At 70.9% G+C, this 13,245-nt stretch carries 10 protein-coding genes; 9 read left to right on the top strand and 1 reads right to left on the bottom strand.

Annotated features, from left to right (window positions below; translation table 11 throughout):
- Nucleotides 1-520: 520 nt before the first annotated feature.
- The gene (locus ABZ714_RS30330) at nucleotides 521-1,111 is read right to left on the bottom strand and encodes an adenylosuccinate lyase (RefSeq protein WP_358828565.1); all 591 of its coding nucleotides are present in this window, start codon (nucleotides 1,109-1,111) and stop codon (nucleotides 521-523) included.
- 409 nt (nucleotides 1,112-1,520) lie between these two features.
- Between ABZ714_RS30330 and ABZ714_RS30325 the strand changes: the two genes are divergently transcribed.
- From ABZ714_RS30325 to pssA, 9 genes are all read left to right on the top strand, one after another.
- Complete coding sequence (locus ABZ714_RS30325; protein ID WP_358828567.1) at nucleotides 1,521-3,311, top strand: 3-hydroxybutyryl-CoA dehydrogenase; 1,791 nt, start codon at nucleotides 1,521-1,523, stop codon at nucleotides 3,309-3,311.
- Between the two features lie 156 nt (nucleotides 3,312-3,467).
- Nucleotides 3,468-4,322, top strand: coding sequence for a TetR family transcriptional regulator (locus ABZ714_RS30320; protein ID WP_358828564.1), 855 nt, complete (start codon nucleotides 3,468-3,470; stop codon nucleotides 4,320-4,322).
- A 1,140-nt stretch (nucleotides 4,323-5,462) separates the two neighbouring features.
- Nucleotides 5,463-6,800, top strand: a complete 1,338-nt coding sequence (ccrA, locus tag ABZ714_RS30315; protein ID WP_358828563.1) for a crotonyl-CoA carboxylase/reductase — start codon at nucleotides 5,463-5,465, stop codon at nucleotides 6,798-6,800.
- Between the two features lie 11 nt (nucleotides 6,801-6,811).
- Complete coding sequence (locus ABZ714_RS30310; RefSeq protein ID WP_358828562.1) at nucleotides 6,812-8,842, top strand: protein meaA; 2,031 nt, start codon at nucleotides 6,812-6,814, stop codon at nucleotides 8,840-8,842.
- On the top strand, nucleotides 8,839-9,810 hold the full coding sequence (locus ABZ714_RS30305) for a CoA ester lyase (protein WP_358828561.1): 972 nt from the start codon (nucleotides 8,839-8,841) through the stop codon (nucleotides 9,808-9,810). Before ABZ714_RS30310 ends, ABZ714_RS30305 begins: the two co-directional genes overlap by 4 nt.
- A gap of 5 nt (nucleotides 9,811-9,815) precedes the next feature.
- On the top strand, nucleotides 9,816-10,331 hold the full coding sequence (locus ABZ714_RS30300; RefSeq protein WP_358828566.1) for a MaoC family dehydratase: 516 nt from the start codon (nucleotides 9,816-9,818) through the stop codon (nucleotides 10,329-10,331).
- The gene (locus ABZ714_RS30295; RefSeq protein ID WP_358828560.1) at nucleotides 10,328-11,536 is read left to right on the top strand and encodes an acyl-CoA dehydrogenase family protein; all 1,209 of its coding nucleotides are present in this window, start codon (nucleotides 10,328-10,330) and stop codon (nucleotides 11,534-11,536) included. Before ABZ714_RS30300 ends, ABZ714_RS30295 begins: the two co-directional genes overlap by 4 nt.
- A 178-nt stretch (nucleotides 11,537-11,714) precedes the next feature.
- Nucleotides 11,715-12,371 (top strand): phosphatidylserine decarboxylase, encoded by a 657-nt coding sequence (locus tag ABZ714_RS30290; RefSeq protein ID WP_358828559.1) that lies wholly within the window; start codon nucleotides 11,715-11,717, stop codon nucleotides 12,369-12,371.
- Entirely contained in the window at nucleotides 12,358-13,230 is an 873-nt protein-coding gene (pssA, locus tag ABZ714_RS30285; RefSeq protein WP_358828558.1) for a CDP-diacylglycerol--serine O-phosphatidyltransferase, read from the top strand. The genes ABZ714_RS30290 and pssA overlap by 14 nt, the downstream gene beginning before the upstream one ends.
- Nucleotides 13,231-13,245: the final 15 nt, after the last annotated feature.

Below are 13,245 nucleotides of genomic sequence, written 5' to 3'. Positions count from 1 at the left end.
CTCAACTCTCGTCGCTCGGTCCGGGGGGGGGGGGGGGGGGGGGGCGCGCCCCCCCCCCCCCGGCCCTCCGGGCGAGGTTCGAACGGGCCGCCGTCTGCCGTGAAATGTTGTCGGCCGACTGCGGCCCGTCTGTGGCTTGTCGCGCGGTTCCGCCCCCCTACGCCTTCGGCATGGGGGGACCCCCAGCACTACCTGGGTTGCCCTCCTGACTACCCTCGGAAAGAGGCTGCCCCCTTCCAAGGGCGGGGCCGTGGAGAGCATTTAGGGACGCGGGGAACTGCGCGACCAGCCACCGACCGCGCGCGGCCGCCCGACAACCTTCGTCCCGCTGGGCGGATGGCGTGGCCCTCACCCGGAGGGCCAAGGCGCTGGGGGTCCCCCCATCGCCGAAGGCACAGGGGGCGGAACCGCGCGACCAGCCAGCCACCGGCGCGCGGTCGCCCCACAACACCCGCCCGGCAGGACGCACCGCGCGGGCCTCACCCCGAGGGCCAAGGCGCGGGGCCCACGTAGAGCCGCCTCAGGACTCGGCGGGCCCCCCGGCAGGCGGCATCCGCGCCAGGGCCGCCTCCGCCGCCGCCGCCAGTGAAGGGCGCGTGCCCGCCGAGGTGAGGACGTCGCGGGCCCGGGGGTCCCCCAGTGCGCCCAGACCCTCCACACAGGCCAGTGCCAGCCGCCGGTACGGGTCGCCCGGTGCCAGCCGCCGGCGGAGCACGGTGATGAGCGCGGGCGCGGATTCCGGGGCCCGGAGCCGGATCAGGAGCCGTACCGGGACCAGCGCGTACGCGACTCGGAGTTCATTGGTGGCGAGTGCCGCCGCCGCCCTCGCCGTCCTCGGGTCGGCGAGTTCGTGGAGCGCGTGCGCCGCCGAGGCGCAGCGCTCAGGGTCCCGGTGGTTCAGCAGCAGGACCAGTGATTCGAACGCCCGCCGGTCCCCCGCGCCGCCGAGCCGGAACGCGGCCAGTTCCCGTGCCCACAGCGGCTGCCCGGGCGCGGTGAGGACGGCCGCCAGCTCCTCCCGGTCCGCCGTCACGAGGAGGCGTTCGTACTCCGTCGAGCCGCCCGACTCGCGCCGCAGCCGCCGGGCCAGCGACCGTAACTCGTCGTCCATGGTCGAAAGCGTAGCGACGATCCGTGGCGGGCCGGTCGCGGATCGCGACCCAGATCACACCGGAGGGGTCCGCCCGGGGTCTGGCGCGCTCGTTACCCGCCGGTTAACCTCAACTGAGCGGGTATCCCCCGTGATACGCCCCGCGGCGGCCTGGTGACGCAGCCGCCGCGAGTGCGGTCGGTTCGGCGAACAGCACAGTACGGCGCGTGAGTCGGTCACGCGCCGCGTACGGCACGGCCCGGGACGGGGCCGCCGTTCTCACGCACCCCGCGCGACAACCGGGTGCGCCCGCACAGTACAGCCCGGGCGGCACCGCGCCGCGCGCCGGTCTCCGCTCGGCCGGCGCGCGGCCCGCCGCCGCCTTCCCGTTGAGTCGTCACTCACCCCTTGGAGTCCCCGGATGGACCCGATGGACATCCCCACCACCCCCCTGCGGACCGTCGCCGTCGTCGGTCTCGGCACCATGGGCACCGGTATCGCGGAGGTGCTCGCCCTGGCCGGCCGCGAGGTCGTCGGTATCGACGTCGCCGAGTCCGCCGCCCGGCGCGCCGTCGCCGCGGTCGAGGAGTCGACGGCGCGTGCCGTGGCGCGCGGCCGGATCACCGGCGCCGAGCGCCGGGCGGCACTCGCCCGGCTCCGGACCACCACCACCCTCCGCGCCGCCTCGGACGCCGATCTGGTGATCGAGGTGGTCTCCGAGTCGTACGAGGTGAAACAGCGGGTGATCCGGGAGCTGGACGGGATCGTCCGGCCCACGACGATCCTCGCGACCGGCACCAACGCGCTGTCGGTGACCCGGCTCGCGGCGGACTCCCACCGCCCGGAACGGGTGCTCGGGATGCACTTCTTCAACCCGGCCCCGGCGATGCGGCTGGTCGAGGTCGTCTCCTCGGTCCTGACCGCCGCCTGGGCCGTCAGCGCCGTCACCGGGCTCGCCCGGGAGCTGGGCAAGGAGCCCGTCGAAGTGGGCGACCGGCCCGGTTTCGTCGCCGACGGGCTGCTCTTCGGCTATCTCAACCAGGCCGCCGCGATGTACGAGTCGAAGTACGCGTCCCGGGAGGACGTCGACGCCGCGATGCGGCTCGGCTGCGGACTGCCGATGGGCCCGCTGGCGCTGCTCGACCTGATCGGCGTCGATACGGCCCGTACCGTCCTCGACGCGCTGTACGCCGAGTCCGGGGACCGGCTGCACGCGCCCGCGCCGATCCTGCGGCAGCTCGACGCGGCCGGACTGACCGGCCGCAAAACGGGCCGGGGCTTCTACACCTACGCCGGGCCCGGCTCGGCCCAGGTGGTGCCCGACGCGCTGACCCCGTCCCCACTGGCCGCCGGTGCCGTGCCCCGGGAGATCCGTACGGTCGGCGTGGCCGGATCCGGGACCATGGCGAGCGGGATCGCCGAGGTCTTCGCCAGAGCCGGATACGACGTGGTGCTCGCGGCCCGCTCCACCGCGAAGGCCGACGCCGCGAAGGAACGCGTCGCGGCATCGCTCACCCGCTCCGTCGACCGGGGCCGGACCACGGCGGAGGCCCGGGACGCGGCCCTGGCCAGGATCGGGACCGCCGGGGCCCTGGACGCCCTGGCCGGGGCGGATCTCGTACTGGAGGCGGTCGCGGAGGACCTCGCCGTCAAGCAGGCCCTCTTCACCGCCCTCGACGGGATCTGCAAGCCCGGCGCCGTCCTCGCCACCACGACGTCGTCGCTGCCGGTGGTGGCCTGCGCGCGGGCCACCACCCGGCCGCAGGACGTGATCGGCATGCACTTCTTCAACCCGGCCCCGGCGATGAAACTGGTCGAGGTGGTGCGGACCGTACTCACCGGCGACGACGTCCACGCCACCGTCCGGGCGCTGACCGCCACGATCAAGAAGCATCCGGTGGACTGCGGCGACCGGGCCGGGTTCATCGTGAACGCGCTGCTCTTCCCCTATCTCAACAACGCGGTGAAGATGCTGGAGCAGCACTACGCGACCGTCGACGACATCGACGCCGCGATCAGACTCGGCGGCGGCTACCCGATGGGGCCGTTCGAACTGCTCGACGTCGTCGGACTCGATGTCTCCCTGGCCATCGAGAAGGTCCTCCACCAGGAGTTCCGCGAGCCCGGCCTGGCGCCCGCGCCCCTGCTGGAACACCTGGTGGCGGCGGGGTGCCTGGGACGCAAGACGGGACGCGGCTTCCGCGAGTACGCCCGGCGGTGAACCCGGCGCCACCCGTGACCGGGGGCGGGGTCACGGGCGGCGCCGCGCCCCGGGACGGGCGGGCCCGCGCCCCGGGACGAGCCGGGCCGCCCGTCCCGGTGTCCACGGAGCCGACCGCGGGCGCGGCGATACCTACCCATGCAGTACGTTCGGGTCATGGCCCAGCCCCCTGATCCCCGCAGTCGTACGAACCGACCGAAGTCCGCCACGGACGCGCCCGAGAGCGCCGCGGGCACCCGGGCGGCCGCACAGCGCCTGAAGATGCGCCGAGAGCTGGCGGCGGCGGCGATGGAACTCTTCGCCACCAAGGGGTACGAGGCGACCACCGTCGACGAGATCGCGGCCGCCGCCGGGGTCGCGCGGCGCACCTTCTTCCGCCACTTCCGCTCCAAGGAAGAGGCCATCTTCCCCGACCACGACGACACCCTGGTCCGCGCCGAGGCGGTACTGAACGCCGCGCCCCCGCACGAACACCCGCTGGACACCGTCTGCCGGGGCATCAAAGAAGTCATGCGGATGTACGCGTCGTCCCCGGCCGTCTCCGTCGAACGCTACCGGCTCACCCGCGAAGTCCCGACACTCCGGGAACGGGAGATCGCGTCCGTCGCACGGTACGAACGCCTCTTCACCCGCTACCTCCTGGGCCACTTCGACGAACGCGACCACCACGACGGCAACGACGACCCCCTGCTCGCGGAGGTCGCCGCGTCGGCGGTCGTCACCGCGCACAACCACGTCCTGCGGCGGTGGCTCCGGGCGGGCGGACAGGGCGATGTGGAAACCCAGCTGGACCACGCGTTCGCCATCGTCCGGGACACCTTCGGCACCGGCATGATGGGCGCCACCCGCACCCCCGCGGTCGAGACGTCCCTGGTCACGGTGGCCGAACCGCACGAAGAGGTCCTGGTGGCGGTGGCCCGCACGGACGCACCCCTCCCCGACGTGATGCGCACGATCGAAAAGGCGCTCCAGTCCCACCGGAGCGCCTCCCGCGGAGACGCCTCCCGCTGAGGGTTCCTGGTCCCCGGGCCCGCCCGGTGCCGGGGTCGCCTGTGCCAGGCGGGCCGCTTGCGCCGCGCGCCCCGGGGCGCCTGGTGCCGGGGCTGCCGCGTCGTGCGGGGCCGTTCGCGCCTCAGGCGCCGGCGGGGCGGGGGCGCCTTCCGCTGTGGGGTTCCTGCGCCCCGGGGGCCCCTTTGTTCTCGGGTTCCTCGCGGCGGCGAGGTTGCTCGCGCCTCAGGCGCCGGCGGGGCTGAGGGAGATGTGACCGTTGCTCCAGCGGTATGCGGGCGCGCTTGTGCAGTGTCGGGAGGGTCGGTGGCCTCCGGGCTCACCTCCTCACGGACGGCGGAAGTGCGGGTCTTCTTCAGGAGACCCGTCTCTTATCCGCCGTCCTCCCCCAAAGCTGCCTTTGGGGGGGACCCCCAGGGGGCGACCCTGCACCCCCCGACCACGCCGACTGGTCATGCGTCTTTGTGCTGGAGCCCGTCCCGGTGGAGGGGAGGGTGCCGCTTGGTGTCGGTGGTCCACCCGCTGCCCGGTGGAGGGTTGCCCGCGCAGTTCCCCGCGCCCCCAAACGGGGCCCGTCCTCCTTGACGAGGCCGGTGAAGGGGGAGGTGGTCAGGGGCGCGGGGAACTGCGCGAACAACCACCGACGGCCCGCGGTCAAAACTCCTCCGGAGGAGGCACTACCCCCCGCCCGGAGGCCGCCCCCGTCGCGAGGGCGGCAAGCAGGGGATCCAGGGGCTCGGGGAACTGCGAGACAAGCCACCGACGGCCCGCAGGCCGACGACGACATCAGGCCGCCGGAGGCGGCCCGGGTCGTAGCGCTCACCCGGAGGGCCACGGCCCCACAAGAAAGAAATGTGGCACGGAGTGTCTTGTCAGGCGGCACCCAGTGTCATAACGTAAAAGCGTCCGGGCGGCCGGGCCCGAGTCACCAAGCTCACCGGTCCCGTCCCCGCACCCCGCGCGCACCGCGCGCCCCGCGTGCCCGGACGCCTGCGTCACAGGCTTTCCGTCGTGCGACCGCACGAACCCGCTCCACCCCCGCCGAACCGACGGCACACGCATACCTCCACAGCAGCTGCACCGCCCCTCACCCTCTTCGGGGTCCGCGAGGACACCCCGACGCGCTTTGCCGGAGGCAACACCGTGAAGGAAATCCTTGACGCGATCCAGTCGGCGGACGCCACGCCCGCGGATTTCGCGGCGCTGGCCGTTCCCGAGTCCTACCGCGCGGTGACCGTGCACAAGGACGAGACCGAGATGTTCGCGGGCCTCGCGAGCCGGGACAAGGACCCCCGCAGGTCGCTGCACGTCGAGGACGTCGCGGTGCCCGAACTGGGGCCCGGCGAGGCGCTCGTCGCCGTGATGGCGAGTTCCGTGAACTACAACTCCGTCTGGACGTCGATCTTCGAGCCGCTCTCCACCTTCGGTTTCCTGGAGCGGTACGGCCGGGTGAGCGATCTCGCCCGGCGGCACGATCTGCCGTATCACGTCATCGGTTCGGATCTCGCGGGTGTGGTGCTGCGCACCGGGCCCGGGGTGAACGCCTGGCGGCCGGGCGACGAGGTGGTGGCGCACTGTCTCTCCGTGGAGATGGAGTCGTCGGACGGGCACAACGACACGATGCTCGACCCGGAGCAGCGGATCTGGGGCTTCGAGACGAACTTCGGCGGTCTCGCGGAGCTGGCGCTGGTGAAGTCGAACCAGCTGATGCCGAAGCCCGCGCACCTGAGCTGGGAGGAGGCCGCGGCGCCGGGGCTGGTGAACTCGACGGCGTACCGCCAGTTGGTGTCCCGTAACGGCGCCCAGATGAAGCAGGGCGACAATGTGCTGATCTGGGGCGCGAGCGGTGGGCTCGGCTCGTATGCCACGCAGTTCGCGCTGGCCGGCGGCGCCCATCCGATCTGTGTGGTGTCGAGTCCGAGGAAGGCGGAGATCTGCCGGGCGATGGGCGCCGAGGCGATCATCGACCGGAACGCGGAGGAGTACCGCTTCTGGAAGGACGAGCGGACCCAAGATCCGCGCGAATGGAAGCGGTTCGGGGCCCGGATCCGGGAGCTGACGGGCGGTGAGGACGTGGATATCGTCTTCGAGCACCCGGGCCGGGAGACGTTCGGCGCGTCGGTGTACGTGACCCGGAAGGGCGGCACGATCGTCACCTGCGCCTCGACGTCGGGCTATCAGCACGAGTACGACAACCGCTATCTGTGGATGTCGCTGAAGCGGATCGTCGGCTCGCACTTCGCCAACTACCGGGAGGCGTGGGAGGCGAACCGGCTGATCGCCAAGGGGAAGATCCACCCCACGCTCTCCAAGGTGTATCCGCTTGCGGAGACCGGGCAGGCGGCGTACGACGTGCACCGCAATCTCCACCAGGGCAAGGTCGGCGTGCTGGCGCTGGCGCCCCGGGAGGGGATGGGGGTGCGGGACGGGGAGACCCGGGCCCGGCACCTCGACGCCATCAACCGGTTCCGGAACGTCTGAGGGCCGGGGAGATGACGGACTCCGGGCAGGAGAAGCCGCGGCCGAAGGACCGGCCGTGGCTGATGCGGACGTATGCCGGGCATTCCACGGCGGAGGCGTCCAACGAGCTGTACCGGCGCAATCTCGCGAAGGGTCAGACGGGTCTGTCGATCGCGTTCGACCTGCCGACGCAGACGGGGTACGACCCCGATCACGTGCTGGCCCGCGGCGAGGTCGGCCGGGTCGGGGTGCCGGTGGCGCATCTGGGCGATATGCGGCGGCTGCTGCGGGACATCCCGCTGGACCGGATGAACACCTCGATGACGATCAACGCCACCGCGATGTGGCTGCTGGCGCTCTACCAGGTGGTCGCCGAGGAGCAGGGCACCGAGATCACGGCCCTCCAGGGCACCACGCAGAACGACATCGTGAAGGAGTATCTGTCCCGGGGGACGCATGTCTTCCCGCCGGGTCCGTCGCTGCGGCTGACCACGGACATGATCGCCTACACGGTCAACCACATCCCGAAGTGGAATCCGATCAACATCTGCAGCTACCACCTCCAGGAGGCCGGGGCCACCCCGGTTCAGGAGGTCAGCTACGCCATGGCGACGGCGGTCGCCGTGCTGGACGCGGTCTTCGCGTCCGGGCAGATACCCGACGACCGCCGGGGCGAGGTGGTGGGCCGGATCTCGTTCTTCGTGAACGCGGGCGTCCGCTTCGTCGAGGAGATGTGCAAGATGCGGGCCTTCGGCCGGATCTGGGACCGGATCACCCGGGAACGGTACGGCGTCGAGGACCCCCGGCAGCGCCGGTTCCGCTACGGCGTCCAGGTCAACTCCCTCGGGCTGACCGAGGCCCAGCCGGAGAACAACGTCCAGCGGATCGTGCTGGAGATGCTGGCGGTCACCCTGTCCCGGGACGCCCGGGCCCGGGCCGTACAGCTGCCGGCCTGGAACGAGGCGCTGGGCCTGCCCCGGCCCTGGGACCAGCAGTGGTCGCTGCGGATCCAGCAGGTCCTGGCGCACGAGTCGGACCTGCTGGAGTACGACGACATCTTCGCCGGGTCGCATGTGATCGAGGCGAAGGTGGCGGAGCTGGTCGAGGCGTCGCTGGCGGAGATCGCCCGGATCGAGGAGATGGGCGGCGCGATGGCCGCCGTGGAGTCGGGGTATCTGAAGTCGCGGCTGGTGTCGTCGCACGCGGAGCGCCGGGCGAGGATCGAGGCGGGCGAGGAGAAGATCGTCGGCGTCAATGTCTTCGAGGCCACCGAGGAGAGCCCGCTGACCGCCGATCTGGACGCGGCGATCATGACGGTCGATCCGGCGAACGAGGCACGGGTGGTGGCCGGGCTGCACACCTGGCGGGAGGGGCGGGACGAGCCGCGCGCCACGGCGGCGCTGACCGCCTTGAAGCGGGCGGCGATGGGGACCGGCAATCTGATGCCGGTCACCCTGGAGTGCGCCCGGGCCGGGGTCACCACCGGTGAGTGGAGCTGGGCGCTGCGGGAGGTGTTCGGGGAGTTCCGGGCGCCGACCGGGGTGTCGGGCGCGCCGGTGGCGGTGGCCGCCGAGCCGGGGAGCCCGCTGGCCGCGGTACGGGTGAAGACCGCGCGTACGGCCGCCGATCTCGGCGCCGGGCGGCTGCGGCTGCTGGTGGGCAAGCCGGGGCTCGACGGGCACTCCAACGGTGCCGAGCAGATCGCCGTACGGGCCAGGGACGCCGGGTTCGAGGTGGTCTACCAGGGCATCCGGCTCACGCCCGAGCAGATCGTGGCGGCGGCGCTGGCGGAGGACGTGCACTGCGTGGGGCTCTCCATCCTCTCCGGTTCGCATGCCGAACTGGTGCCGGACGTGCTGGCGCGGCTGCGGGCGGCCGGGGCGGGTGATCTGCCGGTGGTGGTCGGCGGGATCATCCCGGGCGCGGACGCGGCCCGGCTGCGGGCGGCCGGGGTGGCCGCCGTCTTCACCCCCAAGGACTTCGGTATCACGGAGATCATCGGCCGTATCGTCGACGAGATCCGGCAAGCACACCGGCTCGACCCTCTGGAGGTTCCCGTATGACCCGCCCCTTCGCCGACCGTCCGTCGCGGCCCCGCCGCTCGTGTCTGGCGGTGCCCGGTTCGAATCCCCGGTTCCTGGAGAAGGCCCAGGGGCTCGCGGCCGACCAGGTCTTCCTGGACCTGGAGGACGCCTGCGCCCCGCTGGCCAAGCCGGAGGCCCGGCACACCGTCGTGAAGTTCCTCAACGAGGGCGACTGGGGGAACAAGACCCGGGTGGTCCGGGTGAACGACTGGACCACCGAGTGGACGTACCGCGACGTGGTGACCGTCGTCGAGGGCGCCGGGCCCAATCTGGACTGTGTGATGCTGCCGAAGGTGCAGGACGCCCAGCAGATCGTGGCGCTGGATCTGCTGCTCACCCAGATCGAGAAGACGATGGGCTTCGAGGTCGGCCGGATCGGTATCGAGGCGCAGATCGAGAACGCCCGGGGTCTGGTGAACGTGGACGCCATCGCCGGCGCCTCGCCCCGGCTGGAGACCATCGTGTTCGGCCCGGCGGACTTCATGGCGTCGATCAATATGAGGACGCTGGTGGTGGGCGAGCAGCCGCCGGGCTATCCGGCGGACGCGTACCACTACATCCTGATGCGGATCCTGATGGCCGCGCGTACGCACGACCTCCAGGCGATCGACGGCCCCTATCTCCAGATCCGGAACGTGGACGGCTTCCGCGAGGTCGCCGGGCGGGCCGCGGCGCTGGGGTACGACGGCAAGTGGGTGCTGCACCCGGGCCAGGTGGAGGCGGCGAACGAGGTGTTCTCGCCGTCGCAGGAGGACTACGACCACGCCGAGCTGATTCTCGACGCCTACGCCTACTACACCTCGGAGGCGGGCGGGAGGAAGGGTTCGGCGATGCTCGGCGACGAGATGATCGACGAGGCCAGCCGGAAGATGGCGCTGGTGGTCTCGGGCAAGGGCCGCGCCGCCGGTATGACGCGTACCGGCTCCTTCACACCCCCGGAGGCATGAGCACCATGCAGTTCGGCCGCACCTACGAGGAGTTCGAGGTCGGCGCCGTGTACAAGCACTGGCCCGGCAAGACGGTCACCGAGTACGACGACCATCTGTTCTGCCTGCTGACCATGAACCACCATCCGCTCCATCTGGACGCGCACTACGCGGAGGGGTCGACGGATTTCGGGCGGAATGTGGTGGTGGGGAACTACGTCTACTCCCTGCTGCTGGGGATGTCGGTCCCGGACGTGTCGGGGAAGGCGATCGCCAATCTGGAGATCGAGTCCCTGCGGCATGTCGCGCCGACCTTCCACGGCGACACGGTCTACGGCGAGACGACGGTCCTCGACAAGACGCCGTCCCGGTCGAAGGCGGACCGGGGAATCGTCACGGTGGAGACCCGGGGCCACAAGCAGGACGGCACCCTCGTCTGCGTCTTCCGGCGCAAGGTGATGGTGCCGACGAAGGCATATGTCGACGACCGCGGCGGGGAGCAGCCGGGCCGCCCCGAACCGAAGGAGCAGGTGCGGCGATGACGGGACGACTGGCCAGGACCGAAGGGCTGACCGGGGTCCAGCGGGAGATCGTGGCGACGGTCAGGGACTTCGTCGACAAGGAGATACTGCCGGTCGCGACCGAACTGGAGCACCGGGACGAGTATCCGGTGGCGATCGTGGACGGTCTGAAGGAGCTGGGGCTCTTCGGGCTGATGATCCCGGAGGAGTACGGGGGTCTCGGCGAGTCCCTGCTGACGTACGCGCTCTGTGTCGAGGAGCTGTCCCGGGGCTGGATGTCGGTCTCGGGCATCGTGAACACCCATTTCATCGTCGCGTACATGCTCAAGCAGCACGGTACGGCGGAGCAGAAGGACGCCTTCCTGCCGAGGATGGCCGCGGGCGAGGTCCGGGGCGCGTTCTCGATGTCCGAGCCGGGGCTCGGCTCGGATGTGTCGGCGATCACGTCGAAGGCGGTCCGGGACGGCGACGAGTACGTCCTGACCGGCCAGAAGATGTGGCTGACCAACGGCGGGACCTCGTCCCTGGTCGCGGTGCTGGTCCGAAGTGACGAAGGACACCCCGGGGGAACCGCCCCGCACAAGTCGATGACCACGTTCCTGATCGAGAAGGAGCCCGGGTTCGGCGAGGTCATGCCGGGTCTGACCATCCCCGGCAAGATCGAGAAGATGGGCTACAAGGGTGTCGACACCACCGAGATGATCATGGAGGGGCTGCGGGTCCCCGCCGACCGGGTACTCGGCGGCGCGACGGGCCGGGGCTTCTACCAGATGATGGACGGGGTGGAGGTGGGCCGGGTCAATGTCGCCGCCCGTGGCTGCGGCGTCGCCCAGCGCGCCTTCGAGCTGGGAATCTCCTACGCCCAGCAGCGCCACACCTTCGGCAAGCCGATCGCCGGGCACCAGGCCGTGCAGTTCAAACTGGCCGAGATGGCTACCAAGGTCGAGGCCGCCCATGCGATGATGGTGAACGCTGCACGCAAAAAGGACTCCGGGGAGCGAAACGACCTGGAGGCCGGGATGGCCAAGTATCTGGCGTCGGAGTACTGCAAGGAGGTCGTCGAGGACGCGTTCCGTATCCACGGCGGTTACGGCTTCTCCAAGGAGTACGAGATCGAGCGCCTGTACCGGGAGGCCCCCATGTTGCTGATCGGTGAAGGGACCGCCGAAATCCAGAAAATGATCATCGGACGCCGACTGCTGGAGGAGTACCGAATCCAGGGTTGATCGTCACGTTCGCCCGGGTTTAAACCTCCCGATGACGCGAAGTGGATCACATCCTGTGCTCGGTATCCCGTCGCCGACTCGGCTTCTGGCTTTCCCAGTTGCTACCCGCAACCGCTAGCATCGCCGGAAAGCCGCCGTCCCCGACAACCGCGGCATTCATCCGCTACGAAGGTCATCCATGTCCCACAGCCAGAACTCTGCACCACGCGACGGATTCCCCAAGGGGCGTCTGGCCCGCGGAGCGTCGCCATGGCTTCTGCCGACCGTCGCCACCGCGGCCGTCAGCCTCGCCCGGGCCCGCCGCTCCCGCAGTGCCGCGATCATCGCCGTACCCGCCACCGCCCTCGCGGCGGGCATGCTGTGGTTCTTCCGCGACCCCGAGCGCGAGATCGCGGAGGGCCGGGTCATCTCGCCCGCCGACGGTGTGGTGCAGAGCATCATGCCGTGGAAGGACGGGCGGACCCGGGTCGCGATCTTCATGAGCCCGCTGAACGTCCATGTGAACCGGGCTCCCCTGGCGGGCACGGTGACCTCCGTCGAGCATGTCCCCGGCGGCTTCGTTCCCGCTTTCAACAAGGAGAGCGAGAACAACGAGCGGGTCGTCTGGCACTTCGACACCGAGCTGGGCGACATCGAGATGGTGCAGATCGCGGGCGCCGTCGCCCGGCGCATCGTGCCCTACATCCCGGAGGGCACCAAGGTCGAGCAGGGCGACCGTATCGGCCTGATCCGCTTCGGCTCCCGGGTCGACCTCTATCTGCCCGAGGGTGTCGAGGTCGCGGTCGAGGTCGGACAGACCACCACCGCGGGGGTGACTCGCATTGACCGTGATTGATCCGGATACCCAGGCCAAGGGCTGGTCCGGGGAGAAGGCCCCGGGCAACCCGGAGGCCGAACCGGACACCGAGGAGATGCCCCTCTCACTGCGGCTCTCGATAGCGGACACCCTCACCCTGGGTAACGCGACCTGTGGATTCATGGCGGTGTACTTCACCACCACCGGAATCCTCATCCCGCATATGCAGGGCAGCACCGAGTCGGGCATGGCGCGGCACAGCGCCGCGACCGCGGTGATCCTGATGCTGCTCGCCGCGATCTTCGACCTCTGCGACGGTCTGGTCGCGCGCAAGCTGCGCAGCTCGCCGATGGGCGCGGAGCTGGACAACCTCTCCGACCTGATCAGCTTCGGACTGGCCCCGGCCTACTTCGTCCTGGTCTACGGCATGGTCGCGGACGACGCCCATCAGCGGGTCTCGGCGGTGGCCGCGATCGTGGTGCTGCTGGCGGTCGTCCTCAGACTCGCCAGATTCTCCTGCGTCACCATGAAGGACGGCATGTTCCAGGGCATGCCGAGCCCCTTCGGGGCGCTGACGGTCGTCTCCATCGTCCTGCTGGAGCTGCCGTTCATCCCGACCCTGCTGGCGATCATCGGTACGGCCTGGCTGATGGTGAGCCGGGTCGAGTACCCCAAGCCCCGCGGCATCCTCGCGGTGGCGATGCTCGGCTGGATCGTCTCCGCGATGGGGCTCCTGGCGGCCTGGGCGTTCGACGCGCCCGGCGGCCAGCTGCTGCTCCAGACCGGCTGCGCGCTCCAGGTGGTGCTGGGCGCGGTGATCCCGCTGTTCGCCACCGCGCGCCGGGTCAACACCTTCCGCTACAACCGGCGGGAGGCCAGGGCGGCGCAGCTGCCCTAGCCGGGGACGGCGACC

It is taken from the genome of Streptomyces sp. NPDC006798, from assembly GCF_040635975.1.
Taxonomy (GTDB): Bacteria; Actinomycetota; Actinomycetes; order Streptomycetales; family Streptomycetaceae; genus Streptomyces.
Note: the sequence above shows the minus strand (reverse complement) of the source record. Positions and strands in the feature narration are given on the sequence as shown.

Excerpts from the sequence above, each read along its gene's own strand:
- ABZ714_RS30330 (WP_358828565.1), bottom strand. The coding sequence starts at position 1,111 with ATGGACGACGAGTTACGGTCGCTGGCCCGGCGGCTGCGGCGCGAGTCG.
- ABZ714_RS30325 (WP_358828567.1), top strand. The coding sequence starts at position 1,521 with ATGGACATCCCCACCACCCCCCTGCGGACCGTCGCCGTCGTCGGTCTC.
- ABZ714_RS30320 (WP_358828564.1), top strand. The coding sequence starts at position 3,468 with ATGGCCCAGCCCCCTGATCCCCGCAGTCGTACGAACCGACCGAAGTCC.
- ABZ714_RS30310 (WP_358828562.1), top strand. The coding sequence starts at position 6,812 with ATGACGGACTCCGGGCAGGAGAAGCCGCGGCCGAAGGACCGGCCGTGG.
- ABZ714_RS30305 (WP_358828561.1), top strand. The coding sequence starts at position 8,839 with ATGACCCGCCCCTTCGCCGACCGTCCGTCGCGGCCCCGCCGCTCGTGT.
- ABZ714_RS30300 (WP_358828566.1), top strand. The coding sequence starts at position 9,816 with ATGCAGTTCGGCCGCACCTACGAGGAGTTCGAGGTCGGCGCCGTGTAC.
- ABZ714_RS30295 (WP_358828560.1), top strand. The coding sequence starts at position 10,328 with ATGACGGGACGACTGGCCAGGACCGAAGGGCTGACCGGGGTCCAGCGG.
- ABZ714_RS30290 (WP_358828559.1), top strand. The coding sequence starts at position 11,715 with ATGTCCCACAGCCAGAACTCTGCACCACGCGACGGATTCCCCAAGGGG.